Consider the following 15,394-nt stretch of genomic DNA (forward strand, 5'->3'; position numbering starts at 1 on the left):
GAACGCTCGTCCTCTGCTCATGCGGGAAGACTACGGACCGTCACACCGCCGGGCCAGGAGGATCTGCCAGGAGCAGACTCCACGCTCAGCGTTGCCGCCGCGGGAACTTTCTGGTCTGTTCGGCCTGTGCAGCCTTCACCTTGGCCGCGTACTCGTCGACGTACTCCTGCCCGGAGAGGCCGAGGATGGCGTACATGATCTCGTCGGTGACCGCACGGATCGCCGCCTTCTGGTCCTCCAGGCCGGCGTAACGGGAGAAGTCCAGCGGCTTCCCGAAGCGAATCGTGACCCGCTTGATCCGCGGCACGACCTTCCCGGGAGGCTGGATCTCGAACGTGCCGACCATCGCGCACGGAATCACCGGGACCCCTGCCCTGATCGCCATCACCGCGACCCCGACCTTGCCCTTGTACAGGCGGCCGTCGTGCGAGCGGGTGCCCTCCGGATAAATCCCCAGGAGTTCACCCTTGCTCAGAACCCCCAGCCCTTCGCGGATCGCCGCCTGCCCCGCCTCCTTGCCCGACCGGTCCACCGGAATCTGCCCGATGCTGTGGAAGAAAGCCGCAGTGAGTTTGCCCTTGATGCCTGGGCCGGTGAAGTACTCGGCCTTTGCGAGAAACGTGATGCGCCGCTTGATGATCGCGGGCATCAGGAAGTGGTCGGAGAACGACAGATGATTGCCGGCGACGATGGCAGCGCCGTCGTCGGGAATGTGCTCCAGTCCCTCGATACGGGGCCGGAACCCCAGCCGGAGCAGTGGTCCGAGCACCACATATTTCAGGACGTAGTAGAACACGATCTCTCCCCACTCTGTTCCATGATGACTCCATGCTGACTTGTGTGACGTGTCGTCAGGGGGAACCTCGGGTCAAGCTCGCTGTCCTCCTCGTCCGGCGATCGTAGCTTGGCCTCGGGTGCCGTCCGAGGGCCGTGCAACGGTCGGGTACCGCGATGCCGACGTCCTCGAACGGCCCGACGAGCGCGCGATGCTGCTCGGTGCTCAGCCGACCGCGCTTCCGGATGGCCGGAGAGGGTGGGGGCATCGGATGCGTCACGTGTGCCCGCCGCCGTTGCCGAGAGCCCCACGCGGTGTCGAGCGACCGGACAGTCTGCAGTGAGGCCGCTGCCCACGAAATCGTCGACCTCCGTGGAGGTATCGGCATCGCTCCTCCTTCACCGCGGCGCCCGCAGCCGCTCACCGGTCGCCCGGCCGAGCCTACTGATCAACTCCGTCATCAGACCTGCCTGTCTCCTGCCCGCGCAGCGTCGGACTTATGGGCACAGTTGCGGGCGGAGGCGGAGCGAGCGGGGGAGAGCATCCCAGTGGCAACCCGCCCTGCCGGCCGGCAGCGGCGGCAGCCAGGGAATGGGGACGAGACGAAGCGGCCCGCCGTTGCCGGACGCAGACGGACCAGCTACGGCGGGTACGACGGGATGCCCCAGGCCGAGTTCGGCGAGCAGCAGGGCCGTGTCGCGGTCGGTGACGCTCATGTCCGAACGGGTCCGGATGCCCAGCGCGGCGAAAGAGGCGTCCGGCCGTCCCGGATGCGGAGTTCCGTGACAGCCGGACGAGGCGCATGTCCTCGCCCCTCGGCACCGCCGTTGCGGGAACCCTGTCAGCTGGGCGCCACCGGCAGTTCGAGAAGTTCGACCGGTCCATCGGAGCCGCAGCGCCGGTGCAGCGGCGCACTCCGCTCGCACGGCCACGCGACGAGGTGTCCAGGCGGCGATCGCTCGCACAGCGGGTCACCTCGTCGAGGAGGGCCCGGCCCAGGCCGCGGTGGCGAGGCTCCGGGGTGACAGGGAAGTTCGTCATGTAGCCAAGCGTCCCGGATCGCGAGTAGGGGCCGGGAAACAGGCGGCCCGGGCAGCCCTGCCATCAGGTGTCGCGGGTGGCCACCATCCCCAGGGTGGCCAGCCCCAGCACCACCCAGCCGAACCAGAGCCAGCCGTTGCTCCCCAGCGCCACCGTGTACGCCGTCACCGCAACCAGCGCCCCGACAGTGAGCACTCCCATGGTCTTCGTGGATCCGGACATGAGCGCACGCTCCTCATCGGCCGCACGGCCGTTGAAGCCATGGTCACCCCGCAGGCGTGCCCACCGCTACTGTCCGCGAGCCTGCAATGAGGCGAGATAGGCGTTGTACGCGTTCAGCTCGCGGTCGCCGTCCCGGTCGGCTGCCCGGTCCGCACGCTTGGCCGTCCTCTGTTCGGAGCGGTACCACTGGAAGACCAGAGCGATCAGCACCAGCACCGACGGGATCTCGCTGAACGCCCAGGCGATGCCACCGGCCCAGTTCTGATCGCTCAACGGATCGATGCCGAGCGACGCCGGGGGTGTCTTGTACGTCTCCACCATCGGCCCGCTCGCCATCATCAGAGCGATACCGAAGAACGCATGGAACGGCATGCCTGCGAAGAGCTCCAGCATCCGCATCACATAGCCGGGACGGTGCGGCCCGGGGTCCACGCCCATGATCGGCCAGAAGAACACCAGGCCGACGGCGAGGAAGTGCACCATCATCGCCAGATGGCCGGGCCTCGACCCCATCAGGAAATCGAACAGGGGTGTGAAGTAAAGCGCGTACAGGCTGGCGATGAAGAGCGGGATCGTGAACACCGGATGCGTGACGATCTTCATATAGCGGCTGTGCAGCAGCATGAGCAGCAGTTCGCGCGGTCCGATGCGTTCCCGTCCCGCGACCGGAAGCGCCCGCAGCGCCAGCGTCACCGGTGCGCCCAGCAGCAGGAGGATCGGCGACAGCATGCTGATCACCATGTGCTGCACCATGTGCACGCTGAACATGACCATGCCGTAGTCATTGAGCTTGGTGCACATCACCAGGGCGATGGACAGCACGCCGACGAGGAAGAAGGCGATCCGGTTGACCGGCCAGCCGTCGCCGCGCCTGCGCAGCCGCAGCACCGCGTATCCGTAGAGGACGAGCGCGGCGATACTGCCGATCAGGAAGAACGGGTCCGCGGAGAATTCGAGCCCACGTCCCAGCGTGAACGGCGGCAGATCCATGTTCATGCCGTGCCCGCTGTGATCCATCTGTTCACTCCCGCCGGGGCGTCCCCGATTCGTGCTGGTTGTCCGGTCCAGAGTAGAACCGCCCCCGGCCGCAGGTGCGGCCGGGGGCGGTTCGTGGGCTTATGCGTCGGTCAGAGCACGCACTGTGCCTCGGCGTAGCGCTCGGCGGGGACCGTCTTCAGGGTCTCCACGGCCGCCGCCAGCGGGACCATCGTGATGTCCGTACCGCGCAGAGCCGTCATCATGCCGAACTCACCGCGGTGAGCCGCCTCCACCGCGTGCCAGCCGAAACGCGTGGCAAGGACACGGTCGTACGCGGTCGGGGTGCCGCCGCGCTGGACGTGGCCGAGGATCACCGGGCGGGCCTCCTTCTCGAGGCGCTGCTCCAGCTCGATGGAGAGCTGCGTAGCCACACCGGCGAAGCGCTCGTGCCCGTAGATGTCCTTGGTGCCCTGGTTGAACTCCATGGAGCCCGCGCGCGGCTTCGCACCCTCCGCGACGACGACGATCGCGAACTTCTTGCCGGCCGAGAAACGCTGCCCGACGAGCGCAGTCAGCTCGTCCATGTCGAAGGGCCGCTCAGGGACCACGATGGCGTGCGCCCCGGCAGCCATGCCGGAGTGCAGCGCGATCCATCCGGTGTGCCGTCCCATGACCTCGACGATGAGCACCCGTTGGTGCGACTCGGCCGTGGTCTTCAGCCGGTCGAGAGCCTCGGTCGCGACCCCGACAGCCGTGTCGAAACCGAAGGTCACATCGGTGGAGGCGATGTCGTTGTCGATGGTCTTCGGCACACCGACTATGGGCAGCCCCGCCTCGGAGAGCAGATTGGCCGCCTTCAGCGTGCCTTCGCCGCCGATCGGGATGATCGCGTCGAGACCGAGGTCGGCGACATGGCCCTTGGCCCGTTCCACCCCGTCACGCAGGTGAGCCGGCTGGACCCTGGAGGAACCGAGGATCGTGCCGCCGCGGGCGAGGATACCGCCGACCGCATCGAGGTCGAGCTTGCGGTAGTCGCACTCGAGGAGGCCCTTCCAGCCGTCGTGGAAGCCGATGACCTCGTCGCCGTGATCGACCACCGCGCGGTGCACGACGGAACGGATGACGGCGTTCAGGCCGGGGCAGTCGCCGCCGGAGGTGAGCACACCAATTCGCATTGCCCGGGAAACCTTTGCAACGTGGGCCGACGACCGGACCACGTCGTCCGGTTGGATCCCCGCCACCCTACCGGCGCAAGGTGGCGGGACCGAAACCACTGTCCGCCTGCTGGACGTCCACCGGCCGTACACGAAACCCCACAGGCGCGGGCAGCCTGTCAACAGGGCGTGCCCGCAGGGGAGACCGCGACGGCCGGGAGAAGTCAGGCAGGCTGTGTCGCCGCGGCGATCCGCTCGGCGCGGAGTGCCTCGTACCAGCGGTCGTCGCACGGCGGCAGCGCGTTCACATCGAGGGCCAGCTTCAGCAGGTGGTCCGCGATCAGCGGGTTGCGCGCCAGCACAGGGCCGTGCATGTACGTGCCGAAGACCGTGTCGTTGTAGGCGCCCTCGGTGCCGTCGCCCGTGCCGTTGCCGCGGCCGATCCGGGTGCGGGCGAACGGCCGGGCCGTCGGGCCGAGGTGGGTGATGCCCTGGTGGTTCTCGAAACCGGTCAGCGGGGGAAGCCCCAGGTGCGGATCGATGTCACCGAGCACGTCGCCGACGCACCGGGCGCCCTCGCCACGCGTGGAGACCACATCGAGCAGCCCGAGCCCGGGCTCGCGCTCGCCGAGGTCGTTGATGAACTCGTGGCCGAGGATCTGGTAGCCCGCGCAGACCGAGAAGATGATCGCGCCGTTGGACGCGGCCCTGCTCAGCCCGCCGTCGCGGCGCAGCCGCTCCGCGGCAAGACGCTGCGGACGGTCCTCACCGCCGCCGATCAGATAGATGTCGCCCGAGGTGGGAATGGGCTGGTCGCTGCGCACGTCGACGCGCGACACGTCGAGACCGCGCTGCCGCGCCCGACGCTCCACCACGAGGGCGTTTCCCTGATCGCCGTAGGTGCTGAGGAGGTCGGGATAGACCCACACCAGCCGCAGGCCGTTGTTGCTCATGCTTCGTCCTCTCCGGGGGTGGCCGGTGCCGGGGTCAGTTGCCGACACGACGGCGCAGATCCTGGAAGGCGGTGTAGTTGGCGATGACCTCGATGCGGCCGGGCGGAGCCATCTGGACGGCCTCGTCCAGGGTCTCGCAGACGCGGAAGTCCAGGCCGGCCACCTCGAGCCGGACCGCGAGGTCCAGCTTGCGGTCACCGAGCACGAAGATCGGGTGACCGTACAGCTGGGTGTAGTCGACGTCCCACAGCCATGAGGTGTCCGTACCGTCCGCGCCTCGGGCGTTCACGGAGAGGATCACCGGGGTGGGCGGGGGGTCGATCAGGGAGAACGTTTCGAGCCAGCCCGCCGGGTTCTTCGCCAGCAGGAGCCTCAGCTCGCGGCCGAGGAAGGTGACGACGTCGTAGCGGCCCGCAACAGCCTGTACCTGGTACATCCGCTCCAGGGCGACCTGCGGCGGCACACCGAAGACCGCGGCGACCGCGGCCGAACTGGTGGCGTTCGCCTTGTTCGCCCGGCCCGGCAGCTGGAGGTGGATCGGCCATGCGGAGCCGTGCGGGTCCAGGACGTAGTCGCCGTTGAGCGCCCAGCTGGGGGCGGGGCGGCGGAAGCCGCACTCGCCGCAGAACCAGTCGTCGCCGGGGCGCTGCATCACACCGCCGCAGGACGGGCAGGACCAGGCGTCGTCCTTCCACGCCTGTCCCGCTGCGACCCACACCACGTTGGGGGAGGAGGACGCCGCCCAGACGATCAGCGGGTCGTCCGCGTTGGCCACGATCACGGCCTTCGAGCCGGAGAGGCCCTCACGCCACTTCTCGGCCAGCATCCGGGTCTCCGCGGCGCGGTCCAGCTGGTCGCGGGAGAGGTTGAGCAGCGCGATCACCTTCGGCGTCGTGTCGCGTGCGACACCGGCGAGATACTTCTCGTCGACCTCGATCACGCCGTACTTCGCGTCCGAGCCGCCGGCCAGCGCGGAGGTGATTCCCGCGGGCATGTTGGCGCCGAGCGCGTTCGACACGACGGGCCCAGCGGCCCGGAGCGCCTCGGCGATCAGCCGGGTGGTGGTCGTCTTGCCGTTCGTCGCCGACACGAGGATCACGTCCAAGTGCTGCGCCAGCCGCCCCAGCAGGTCGGGGTCGAGCTTGAGCGCCACCCGGCCGCCGATCACCGATCCGCTGCCGCGCCCCGCAGCGCGCGACACCGCCGCCGCGGCCTTGCCCGCCGTCACGGCGAGCTTGGCCCGCGGCGACAACGGCTCCGTGTTGCCTGCCATCGTCCTAGATCCTCCTTGCATCGGTCCGCGCCCAGCCTATCGATGTCCGGCGCGTCGACCGCACCTCGGCACCACGGGGAACGTGGAGGTCACGTGGAACGTACGCTTCTCCCCATGCGAAACCGCCTGATCCCCGGCAGTTCCGGACTCGTTCGCGCCATGAGTCTGCTCGGCGACCCGGTGCTCCACAGTCCGTGCGAGGACGTCACCGATTTCGGGCCCTCGCTCGCCCGGCTGGTCGAGGACATGTTCGCCACCATGTACGCGGCGCAGGGGGTCGGGCTCGCCGCGAACCAGATCGGCGTCCCGTTGAAGGTGTTCGTCTACGACTGCCCGGACGACGATGAAGTCCGACATCTGGGACATCTCATCAATCCGGTGCTCGTCGAGGCGGACGGCATCACCGTACGCGGACCGGAGGGGTGCCTTTCACTTCCCGGCATCGAGGCCGGTACCCAGCGCTTCGATCATGCCGTGGTCGAGGGCAGGTCCATGACGGGAGAGCCGGTGCGGGTCACCGGTACCGGCTGGTTCGCCCGCTGCCTTCAGCACGAGTGCGACCACCTCGACGGCCGGGTCTACACGGACCGGCTGACCGGACTGCGTCGTGCCAGGGCGCTGCGCGCGGCCCGGCGGGCACCGTGGGGGCGTACCGACTGACGTCGCAGGCGGCGGTCGGCGGTTCAGAAGCCCTGGCCGCCCGGCAGGTCGCCGGCCTCGGCCAGCCTGCCCCACAGCAGGTCGGCGAGACTGCGTACCAACTGTTCGCGCGAGCAGGGACGGTCGCCCAGCCACCAGTCGCCGGCCGCGTGCATCATGCCGACGATGCCGTGGCCCCAGATGCGGGCCATCTGTTCGCTGTCCGGGCCGAGGTCGACCCGTTCGGCGATCACCTTTCCGAGCTCCTCGCCGAGGCGGCGCAGCAGCGGGGCGGAGTGCCGGCCGACGTCGAAGCCCTGCTCGGGAGAGGGCGCCGCGTCGTCGGACGGGTGCATCAGGAAGCGGTAGACCTGCGGGCGTGCCTCGATCGCCGCGAGATAGGTGTCCAGCGTCGCCTCGACCCGTTCGCGCCGGTCGGAGGGGGCGTCGAGTGCGGACCGCAGGGCGCTCAGCAGGGCGTCGGTGTGGCGCTTGCCGAGCGCGCGGTAGAGGCCGCCCTTGTCGCCGAAGTGGCGGTAGAGGATGGGTTTGGTGATCCCGGCCTCCGCCGCGATCGCGTTCATCGACGCCTTCGGTCCGTCCCTGAGCACCACTCGGTCCGCCGCCTCGAGCAGCTCCCGGCGGCGGCGCTCGGCCGCCGTCCGCTGTCGCTCGGCCCCTCGTGTGGTCTCCATGTCGCCTCTCCCCGCCCGGCCGGCTGTCATGCGATTTCCTGACGCCCGGGCAACGTAACACCATGCCCTGCCGGGCGTGGATCCGCGTGTGCCCGGTTGACAGTGGCTACTTGCTGGTAACAGACTGTTGTTACCGCGAGTAACGTATGTTTTTATGGAAGTGCATGGAGGGAACATGTCCGAGTTCACGCTCGATCTCAACGACGACCAGAAGCAGGTCCGTGACTGGCTTCACGGCTTCGCCGCGGATGTGATCCGCCCGGCAGCTTCGGAGTGGGACGAGCGTGAGGAGACGCCCTGGCCCGTCATCCAGGAGGCGGCCAAGGTAGGCATCTACTCCCTCGACTTCTACGCCCAGCAGTTCTTCGACCCTACGGGTCTCGGCATCCCCGTGGCTATGGAGGAGCTCTTCTGGGGCGACGCGGGCATCGCCCTTTCCATCGTCGGTACGGGCCTGGCGGCCGTCGGCGTCCTCGCCAACGGCACCGAGGAGCAGATCGGCACCTGGATCCCGCAGATGTACGGCGACGCGAACGATGTGAAGGTCGCCGCCTTCTGCTCCTCCGAGCCGGACGCCGGTTCCGACGTCGCTTCGATGCGTACCCGCGCGGTGTACGACGAGGCCAAGGACGAGTGGGTCCTCAACGGCACCAAGACCTGGGCGACGAACGGCGGTATCGCCAATGTCCACGTCGTCGTCGCCGTCGTCGACCCGGAGCTGGGCTCGAAGGGCCACGCCTCGTTCATCGTCCCGCCCGCCACCCCGGGTCTCTCCCAGGGGCAGAAGTTCAAGAAGCACGGCATCCGCGCCTCGCACACCGCCGAGGTGGTTCTCGAGGACGCCCGTATCCCCGGGCACTGCCTGCTCGGCGGCAAGGAGAAGCTCGACGAGCGCCTCGCCCGGGCCCGTGAGCGCGCCAAGTCCGGCGGAGAGCGCGTCAAGAACGCCGCGATGGCCACCTTCGAGGCGTCCCGCCCGGCCGTCGGCGCCATGGCGGTCGGCACCGCCCGCGCCGCCTACGAGGTCGCCCTCGACTACGCGAAGACCCGGACCCAGTTCGGCCGCCCCATCATCGACAACCAGGGCATCGCCTTCCAGCTGGCCGACATGCGGACGCAGATCGACGCTGCCCGGCTGCTGGTCTGGCGCGCCTCCTGGATGGCGAGCGCCGGCAAGCCGTTCACCTCGGCCGAGGGCTCGATGTCGAAGCTCTACGCGAGCGAGACGGCGAAGTCGGTCACCGCGCAGGCCGTCCAGATCCTCGGCGGCAACGGCTTCACCCGTGAGTACCCGGTGGAGCGCATGCACCGGGACGCCGCGATCTACACCATCTTCGAGGGCACGAGCGAGATCCAGCGCCTGGTGATCGCCCGCACCCTGTCGGGGATGCCGATCCGCTAGCGCCTCTCGTCAGCTGTGCCGCGGGGCCGGACCGTACGACGGTCCGGCCCCGTGAGCCGTCCCGTCCTACTTCTGCGGCAGGTGCGCCTCGATCGCCGCGATGACCTCGGGCGCCTCCGGCTCGGTCCGGGGGCGGATCCGGGCGACGGGCTCGCCGGCCGGGGAGATCAGGAACTTCTCGAAGTTCCACTGGACGTCACCGGCCGCGCCCTCGGCGTCCGTGAGCTTCGTCAGTTCCGTGAAGAGCGGGTGCCGGTCCTCGCCGTTGACGTCGATCTTCTCCAGGAGCGGGAAGCTGACCCCGTACGTCGTCGAGCAGAACGTCCGGATCTCCTCCGCCGTGCCCGGCTCCTGGCCCGCGAACTGGTTGCAGGGCACGCCGAGGACGGTGAACCCGCGGTCGCCGTACTCCTTCTGGAGCCGCTCCAGGCCGGCGTACTGCGGGGTGAGCCCGCACTTCGAAGCGACGTTCACCAGGAGGACCGCAGAGCCCTTGTAGGCGCCCAGCGTGGTCGGCTCGCCGGTGAGGGTGCTCAGCGGGATGTCGTGCAGCGTCATGGGAAATCTCCTCGATAGCGTGGCGTCGCTGTTCATTGTGACGCCATGGGATTCGCGGGGCCGACCGCCCTGTAGTAGATGGTGGTCGCCTTCAGGACGCCGGCCGGGTCCTTCGCGTACTCGGGAATCGACCCGCACTCCGTCCAGCCCGCCGAGCGGTAGAGCCGTTCGGCAGGGCACCCGGTCTCGGTGTCGAGGATCAGCAGGGAGAGGCCCTCGGCGGCGGCCGACCGCTCGACCGCCGCGAGCAGAGCGCGGCCGACCCCCCGGCCGCGGGACGAGGGCCGCACCATCAGTTTGGCGACCTCCGCGCGGTGCCGGGCATTGGGCAGAGCAGTCCTGACCAGCCCGATCGTGCCGGCCACCCGTTCCCCGTCGCGGGCGATCCAGACCTGATGGCAGCCCGTCTCGACGGAGGTGGCCCGCTCCCGCCACCAGGTGGCCGCGGCCTCCCGGTCCAGCGGCGCGAGGAAGCCCACCGATGACCCGCCTTCCACGGTCTCGACCAGTAGGGCAGCCAACTCGTCGGCGTATGTGACCAGTTCGGGGCCGGACACGGAGACGATCTCGGTCATGGAACAAGTCCTTTCACATTCACGGCAGGACGATCATCAGGGCGTAGCGGACCCGTTCAGGGCCGGGGCAGTGGAAGTGCGAGGGGCCGTGCAGCCGGAAGCGCAGGCAGTCGCCGGGACCCACCGTGTGCACGGTGCCTTCGACGGTGATCTCGACCAGGCCGTCGAGCACCCAGATGTGCTGCTCCACACCGGGCACGGGCGGATTCTCGTACGCGACGACGGCGCCCGCAGAGAGTGTGCCTTCGATGATCTCGGCACGAAGACCGGCGTGCGGCGGCGACACGGAACGGCGTACGAATCCGGCCTGCTCGTCCCGCCACACCGGCTGCAGCGCGGCGGGCACGAGCCCCGGTGGCTCCGCCTCCACTTCCATCAGCAGCCGCGACATCGTCCGCCCGTACGCGGTACACAGCCGTCCCAGCAGCGCGGCGGTGGGGCTCAGCTCGCCCCGCTCCAGCCGGGAAAGTGTCGAGCGGCTCACGCCGGTGTGCCGGGACAGCTCGTCCAGCGACCAGCCCCGCTCGGTACGGAGTTGGCCCAGTCGGGCCGCAAGTCTGGAGTCGACGGTGTCCGGCTCATCGAGGTCTCTCATATGTGGGATCGTATCTCTGAAGTGAGAGATCTTCACGGGTGGTGCCACATCGCTGGTGACGGGTTCGGAATCGGCCGGTGTGCCGATCGGGTGATGCCATGTCAGGCTGATAAAGGGAATGTAAGCCGCATATCTGCCCAATCGGGTCGGTTCAACGGCTTGAGGCCGAGGAGGCAGCCATGGCCAGAAATGTCAGCGGAACGCGAGAAGACCACGAAGGCGTCGCATCGCACGAGGCGTCCGCATCCGGCTGGACGCTCTTCGCGGCGGTGCTGATGGTGTTCGGCGGCGCCATGGCCATCTTCGAGGGCATCGCCGCCCTGGCCAAGGACGACCTGTTCGTCTCCACACGCAACTACGCCTTCGAGCTCAGCCTGACGGGCTGGGGGTGGATCCATCTCATCCTGGGTATCGTCATCCTCCTCGCAGGCTGCGCCCTGTTCAGCGGGGCGATGTGGGCGCGCATGATCGGCATCCTGCTCGCGGGCCTGGGTGCGCTGGCCAACTTCCTGTGGCTGCCCTACTACCCGTTCTGGTCCATCGTGCTCGTCGCGATCAACATCTTCATCATCTGGGCGCTGTGTGCGTGGCCGCAGCGGGAGGGGCGAGCCTGAGTGTGATGACGTAGGAGACCACGACCGAGACGATCACGAGCGGCATGACGGTGATGCCCTCGGATCCCAGCAGCAGCGTGGCCAGCAGTACCGACGTCATCGGCAGCTTGAGCATCGCCACGCACATGGCCCCGATACCGATCGCGAAACCCGAGGTGGCGTTCAGGCCGGGCAGGTGCGACAGCGCCAGCCCGCCCGCCGCTCCCAGGAACATCGACGGGAAGATCGGGCCACCTCTGAAGCTGCTCAACGACACGGAGTACGCGAGCGCCTTGCAGGTGATCAGCAGCAGGAGTGTTCCGGCCGAATACGCGGCGTCCTCGGCGAGCAGACCACCGAGGGCGTCCTGGCCCGAGTACAGCACCTCGGACGCGTCCCCTCCCGTGCTCTCGGCGTACAGCAGAGCGAGTACGCCGACGGTCACACCCATACCCACGGTGGCGATCACTCTCCGCCGCTCGACCCACTCCTGCAGGGACAGGGAAAGCCTTCTGATGCCTGTGCCCGCGAAGGCCGCCGCGGCTCCGAGGACGATGGCCCAGCCGAACTCGGCGAAGGTGGGATCGGGGGTGTGCGGTACATGCGGGAGGGTGAGGGAGTACGTCCCCAGCCCGGTCCACGATCCCAGACCGATGAAGATGAGCGACCCGATGCCCGAGGCGAGCAGCCCCGGCACGAGCACGAGGCCGAGCATCATCCCGGCGAGGCCGGACGCCTCCATCAGCAGGAACGCCCCCAGGAGTGGGGACCCCAGGAGCGCGCTGACGGCGGCGAAGCTCCCCGCCGCCGCCACCATGGCGCCCGCGCTCGGCTCGATGCCGGGTTTGAGCAGGCGCACCGCGTACAGGGCGAGTCCCCCGCCCAGGGCGATGAGTGGCGCCTCGGGTCCGAGTACCGCGCCGAGCCCGAGGGAGGCCAGCGCGGCCAACGCGATTCCGGGAAGCTCCGCGGCGGCCGCCGGGCCCGTCTGCACCATTCCCTCGGCGGGCTTGTGTCCGCCGATTCCCGGCAAGTGCTGGATGGTCAGTCCGACCAGCAGGCCGGCCACGGCGAGCAGTGGCACCGGCCACCACGACGGAGTGCCGTCGAAGCCCAGTGCACGGGGCAGATCCTCGTACGTCAGCGACTGGAGTTCATGGACCAGGGCCAGGAAACCGAACGCCGCGGCGGAGATGGGGACTCCGAGGATCGCCACCATGATCAGAAGGACCACGTAACCCCGGGTGCGTGCCACCGTGAGGGGATCCGGGGGCTGCGCGCCGGGCTCCGTGACCGGTTCGGCCGACATGGTCATGTTCTCCTCAGCATCGGGGTCCGGGCCGAAACGTGCTGTCCCGTGGGCCCACTCGGTGATACCACGATGTGGCGTTATGACCGTGATGTACCCGCTGTTGAGGTGTGACGATTCCGGTTCGCCGACTACACGCCGCCGGCCTGGGCCGCGGGAAGCCGTCCCGCGCGCACGGCATCGGTCAGCGCCCGGTGGTCCCGCTCGTTCTGGTCGGCGTACCGCTCGGCGAACGTCTGGAGCGCCCGGTCGAAGACGTTGCCGTGGCCCAGGTAGGCCGCGATGGCGATCCGGTCACCGGACCGCGCGTGGGCGCGGGCCAGCGTCGTCCCGCACAACTCGCCGAAAACGCCCATCCCGCGCGGCACCATCAGTTCCGGTTCCGCGATGCCCTTCCAGTCGCGCAGCTGGCGTACGTAGAAGTCTCGGCGCTTTCCGTCGAACCCGTCCACCCTCTCCCAGCCCAGGAAGATGTCACCGGCAGCCTGCATCAGGCGCTGGCCGGCCACCACCCGCTCGCCCTGATTCCGGTACGCGCTCGCCCCCGCGTGCGGAGCGAGCACCGAGGAGTCGGCCTCCTTGGCCTGGAGGAAGAGCGGATCCCCGCCGTCCCTGCCCAGCAGGAGGATGATCCAGCAGCGGGTCCCGACGCTTCCCACGCCCACGACCTTGCGGGCCATGTCCACGGGCCGGAAGTCGGCGAGCAGGGACCGTCGGTCCGACGGAAGGCTGCGGCCGTAGCGCCGGAGAAGCTTCCGGAACTCTTTCTCCGTCGCGCTGCGTTCGGCATCGGGCAGCAGGTCCGTGATCGGTACGATCAAGGGCGGATCGGCTGCGATCCGCAGTTGTCCGCCGGCTACCTCGGTGAGTTTGTCGAACGCCTGCAGGCTGTCCCGGGTACGGGCCTTCGCCGTCGCCCTGGCCACGCGCTTGCGGCCCCGGGCGGCCAGTTTGTCGGCGGCTACGGCCCTGATGCGGTCCTCGTCGGTCCGCGTGTACCAGACATCGAGATTGCGCATGCCCGCGAACCGGATCATCGACTCCCGGTACGACCGAACGGTGGCCCGTACGATGCGGGCGCGTTCCGTGTCCGTGAAACCGTTGGCGCGCCCCGCGATGACGAGGCTGGCAGCCAGCCGCTTGACGTCCCACTCCCAGGGCCCCGGCAACGTCTCGTCGAAGTCGTTGATGTCGAACAGCAGATGGCGCTCGGGGGAGGCGAGCAGCCTGAAATTCAGAAGATGGGCGTCACCGCACAGCTGCGCCCTGATTCCCGAGTCCGGCGTCCCGGCCAGGTCGGAGGCCATGATCGCCGCGGCGCCCCGGTAGAAGCGGAACGGTGACTCCGTCATCCGCCCGTAGCGGATCGGGACGAGCTCCTGCACCCTGGCTGCCGACTGGGCCTCGAGGAGTGCCAGTGGATCCGGCCGGTTCGCCGGTGGTTCGTACACGTGATGGCTGGACCGGGGCGCCCGTTTGCGGGCGGCCTTGCCGAGTGCGACCCGTTCCTTCGGTGTCGCGCCCGGTACGGCACGGAGCGGTGAGGTGCGTTCCTGGGGCATGGCGGCCCTCCTGGCTACGTCCGAGGCCGTGCGAGCGGCCTGCTCTTCATCATCCCCGGCCGGACGGATTTCGGCCGCTCGGTCCGTTTCGACGGCGGGGGCGGCCGCGTGGCCTCAGGCTTGTCCGCCGTTCCTTGCCCGGCGGCCCACCCGTCGCCAGATCGCCCGCTGGCACCGGAGCGCACCCGTGCCCACCACGATGAGAACCACAATGTTGACCAGGAGCTGGATGAGGGAACCCCGCGCCTCGGACCAACTGGCGAAGGCCGTGGACACGCTGATGGCCGCGGCGGCCGGGATGGTCGTGACCGAGATGAACACTCCGAGGAGGGCGCTCGTACGGGCCTCGGTGAGTGACACGATGCCGACGACACCGGCGAGGGCGGCGACGGCGACGGAGAAGAAGTTGGGGGTGTTGATCAGGTCGGAGACCGGCCGGAGCCCCAGGTCGAAGGCCTCCGACTGAAGACCGAAGCCGCGGATGAGGAGACTGAAGAGGAAGGTGACCGCGATCGTCAGCAGAAGGCCCGTGCACAGGGCCGTCAGCCCTGTGCGGACCATGGTCCGGTCGCCCCTGTCGATGCCCAGTGCCACGGCGACGATCGCCCCGTACTCGGGGCCGACGACCATGGCGCCGACGATCAGGATCTGGGAGTTGGTGACGATGCCGACCGAGCCGATGAGACCCGCGATGACCAGGTACAGGTAGAAACTCGGCGCGTACCTCCCCTCGGACCTGATGCGCGCCTCCACCTGGTCCCAGACCGGCGCGTTGGCCAGTGCGCCGAGGCGGCGTGTCGCGCCCTCCGAGGCCCGCCCCGAGAACGCCATGTCCACCGGCTCGATGACGATGGAGCCGTGCACGTCGATCTGGAGGCCCCGCAGACCGCGCAGCACCTCGTTTGCCGCCCCCGTCAGCACGTCGCAGGCGACGGCGTCACCGTCGGGGTGGCGCGCGGCGCCATGCTGCACGATCAGGTTCAGGACGTACGGGTCGCCGGCGAGAAGCTCCACGACCTGGTCGGTGCGGTCCGGAGGGCTCACCGCGCGGACATGGATCATGTCCATTG

At 69.0% G+C, this 15,394-nt stretch carries 16 protein-coding genes; 3 read left to right on the forward strand and 13 right to left on the reverse strand.

Going from position 1 to position 15,394, the window contains the following annotated elements; translation table 11 throughout:
• Nucleotides 1-85: 85 nt before the first annotated feature.
• The 6 genes from ACFWBQ_RS21805 to ACFWBQ_RS21830 all read right to left on the reverse strand — a co-directional run bounded on the left by ACFWBQ_RS21805 (nt 86) and on the right by ACFWBQ_RS21830 (nt 6,396).
• Entirely contained in the window at nt 86-796 is a 711-nt protein-coding gene (locus tag ACFWBQ_RS21805) for a lysophospholipid acyltransferase family protein (RefSeq protein ID WP_385491427.1), read from the reverse strand.
• A gap of 1,083 nt (nt 797-1,879) precedes the next feature.
• On the reverse strand, nt 1,880-2,038 hold the full coding sequence (locus tag ACFWBQ_RS21810) for a hypothetical protein (protein WP_329213465.1): 159 nt from the start codon (nt 2,036-2,038) through the stop codon (nt 1,880-1,882).
• Between the two features lie 66 nt (nt 2,039-2,104).
• Nucleotides 2,105-3,055 carry a cytochrome c oxidase assembly protein gene (locus ACFWBQ_RS21815; protein WP_385491430.1) on the reverse strand — a complete coding sequence of 317 codons (951 nt, stop codon included), beginning with the start codon at nt 3,053-3,055 and terminating at the stop codon, nt 2,105-2,107.
• Nucleotides 3,056-3,165: 110 nt separating this feature from the next.
• Nucleotides 3,166-4,191: a 6-phosphofructokinase gene (locus ACFWBQ_RS21820; RefSeq protein WP_356425676.1), complete on the reverse strand. Its 1,026-nt coding sequence runs from the start codon at nt 4,189-4,191 to the stop codon at nt 3,166-3,168.
• Between the two features lie 203 nt (nt 4,192-4,394).
• Nucleotides 4,395-5,123, reverse strand: coding sequence for a type 1 glutamine amidotransferase (locus ACFWBQ_RS21825; protein ID WP_385491434.1), 729 nt, complete (start codon nt 5,121-5,123; stop codon nt 4,395-4,397).
• Nucleotides 5,124-5,157: 34 nt separating this feature from the next.
• Nucleotides 5,158-6,396 (reverse strand): MurT ligase domain-containing protein, encoded by a 1,239-nt coding sequence (locus tag ACFWBQ_RS21830; protein ID WP_329213472.1) that lies wholly within the window; start codon nt 6,394-6,396, stop codon nt 5,158-5,160.
• Between the two features lie 114 nt (nt 6,397-6,510).
• On the opposite strand from ACFWBQ_RS21830, the gene def reads away from it, so the two are divergent.
• Nucleotides 6,511-7,056, forward strand: a complete 546-nt coding sequence (def, locus tag ACFWBQ_RS21835; RefSeq protein ID WP_385491438.1) for a peptide deformylase — start codon at nt 6,511-6,513, stop codon at nt 7,054-7,056.
• 23 nt (nt 7,057-7,079) lie between these two features.
• Here def and ACFWBQ_RS21840 read toward each other — a convergent pair whose 3' ends face one another.
• Complete coding sequence (locus ACFWBQ_RS21840) at nt 7,080-7,730, reverse strand: TetR family transcriptional regulator (protein ID WP_385491440.1); 651 nt, start codon at nt 7,728-7,730, stop codon at nt 7,080-7,082.
• 175 nt (nt 7,731-7,905) lie between these two features.
• Between ACFWBQ_RS21840 and ACFWBQ_RS21845 the strand changes: the two genes are divergently transcribed.
• A complete protein-coding gene (locus tag ACFWBQ_RS21845; RefSeq protein WP_385491443.1) occupies nt 7,906-9,132 on the forward strand; it encodes an acyl-CoA dehydrogenase family protein in 1,227 nt (408 codons plus the stop codon).
• A 66-nt stretch (nt 9,133-9,198) separates the two neighbouring features.
• On the opposite strand, the gene ACFWBQ_RS21850 is transcribed toward ACFWBQ_RS21845, so the two are convergent.
• Genes ACFWBQ_RS21850 through ACFWBQ_RS21860 form a run of 3 tightly spaced genes read right to left on the reverse strand, consistent with a single transcriptional unit; the run spans nt 9,199 to nt 10,860 of the window.
• On the reverse strand, nt 9,199-9,690 hold the full coding sequence (locus tag ACFWBQ_RS21850; RefSeq protein WP_385491446.1) for a glutathione peroxidase: 492 nt from the start codon (nt 9,688-9,690) through the stop codon (nt 9,199-9,201).
• Nucleotides 9,691-9,722: 32 nt separating this feature from the next.
• Nucleotides 9,723-10,265, reverse strand: coding sequence for a GNAT family N-acetyltransferase (locus ACFWBQ_RS21855; RefSeq protein WP_385491449.1), 543 nt, complete (start codon nt 10,263-10,265; stop codon nt 9,723-9,725).
• Nucleotides 10,266-10,284: 19 nt separating this feature from the next.
• A complete protein-coding gene (locus tag ACFWBQ_RS21860) occupies nt 10,285-10,860 on the reverse strand; it encodes a helix-turn-helix domain-containing protein (RefSeq protein ID WP_385491452.1) in 576 nt (191 codons plus the stop codon).
• 179 nt (nt 10,861-11,039) lie between these two features.
• On the opposite strand from ACFWBQ_RS21860, the gene ACFWBQ_RS21865 reads away from it, so the two are divergent.
• Nucleotides 11,040-11,474, forward strand: coding sequence for a hypothetical protein (locus ACFWBQ_RS21865; protein ID WP_385491455.1), 435 nt, complete (start codon nt 11,040-11,042; stop codon nt 11,472-11,474).
• Here the strand turns inward: ACFWBQ_RS21865 and ACFWBQ_RS21870 are convergent.
• From ACFWBQ_RS21870 to ACFWBQ_RS21880, 3 genes are all read right to left on the reverse strand, one after another.
• Entirely contained in the window at nt 11,428-12,762 is a 1,335-nt protein-coding gene (locus tag ACFWBQ_RS21870; protein WP_385491457.1) for a chloride channel protein, read from the reverse strand. The two genes, ACFWBQ_RS21865 and ACFWBQ_RS21870, sit on opposite strands and share 47 nt — an antisense overlap.
• Nucleotides 12,763-12,893: 131 nt before the next feature.
• Nucleotides 12,894-14,324 (reverse strand): DUF2252 domain-containing protein, encoded by a 1,431-nt coding sequence (locus tag ACFWBQ_RS21875; RefSeq protein WP_385491460.1) that lies wholly within the window; start codon nt 14,322-14,324, stop codon nt 12,894-12,896.
• Between the two features lie 114 nt (nt 14,325-14,438).
• Nucleotides 14,439-15,392: a DUF389 domain-containing protein gene (locus tag ACFWBQ_RS21880; RefSeq protein WP_385491463.1), complete on the reverse strand. Its 954-nt coding sequence runs from the start codon at nt 15,390-15,392 to the stop codon at nt 14,439-14,441.
• Nucleotides 15,393-15,394 lie beyond the last annotated feature (2 nt).

This window comes from Streptomyces sp. NPDC060035 (assembly GCF_042736635.1).
Lineage (GTDB): Bacteria > Actinomycetota > Actinomycetes > Streptomycetales > Streptomycetaceae > Streptomyces.

Excerpts from the sequence above, each read along its gene's own strand:
- ACFWBQ_RS21810 (WP_329213465.1), bottom strand. The coding sequence starts at position 2,038 with ATGTCCGGATCCACGAAGACCATGGGAGTGCTCACTGTCGGGGCGCTG.
- ACFWBQ_RS21815 (WP_385491430.1), bottom strand. The coding sequence starts at position 3,055 with ATGGATCACAGCGGGCACGGCATGAACATGGATCTGCCGCCGTTCACG.
- ACFWBQ_RS21820 (WP_356425676.1), bottom strand. The coding sequence starts at position 4,191 with ATGCGAATTGGTGTGCTCACCTCCGGCGGCGACTGCCCCGGCCTGAAC.
- ACFWBQ_RS21825 (WP_385491434.1), bottom strand. The coding sequence starts at position 5,123 with ATGAGCAACAACGGCCTGCGGCTGGTGTGGGTCTATCCCGACCTCCTC.
- ACFWBQ_RS21830 (WP_329213472.1), bottom strand. The coding sequence starts at position 6,396 with ATGGCAGGCAACACGGAGCCGTTGTCGCCGCGGGCCAAGCTCGCCGTG.
- def (WP_385491438.1), top strand. The coding sequence starts at position 6,511 with ATGCGAAACCGCCTGATCCCCGGCAGTTCCGGACTCGTTCGCGCCATG.
- ACFWBQ_RS21840 (WP_385491440.1), bottom strand. The coding sequence starts at position 7,730 with ATGGAGACCACACGAGGGGCCGAGCGACAGCGGACGGCGGCCGAGCGC.
- ACFWBQ_RS21845 (WP_385491443.1), top strand. The coding sequence starts at position 7,906 with ATGTCCGAGTTCACGCTCGATCTCAACGACGACCAGAAGCAGGTCCGT.
- ACFWBQ_RS21850 (WP_385491446.1), bottom strand. The coding sequence starts at position 9,690 with ATGACGCTGCACGACATCCCGCTGAGCACCCTCACCGGCGAGCCGACC.
- ACFWBQ_RS21855 (WP_385491449.1), bottom strand. The coding sequence starts at position 10,265 with ATGACCGAGATCGTCTCCGTGTCCGGCCCCGAACTGGTCACATACGCC.
- ACFWBQ_RS21860 (WP_385491452.1), bottom strand. The coding sequence starts at position 10,860 with ATGAGAGACCTCGATGAGCCGGACACCGTCGACTCCAGACTTGCGGCC.
- ACFWBQ_RS21865 (WP_385491455.1), top strand. The coding sequence starts at position 11,040 with ATGGCCAGAAATGTCAGCGGAACGCGAGAAGACCACGAAGGCGTCGCA.
- ACFWBQ_RS21870 (WP_385491457.1), bottom strand. The coding sequence starts at position 12,762 with ATGTCGGCCGAACCGGTCACGGAGCCCGGCGCGCAGCCCCCGGATCCC.
- ACFWBQ_RS21875 (WP_385491460.1), bottom strand. The coding sequence starts at position 14,324 with ATGCCCCAGGAACGCACCTCACCGCTCCGTGCCGTACCGGGCGCGACA.
- ACFWBQ_RS21880 (WP_385491463.1), bottom strand. The coding sequence starts at position 15,392 with ATGGACATGATCCATGTCCGCGCGGTGAGCCCTCCGGACCGCACCGAC.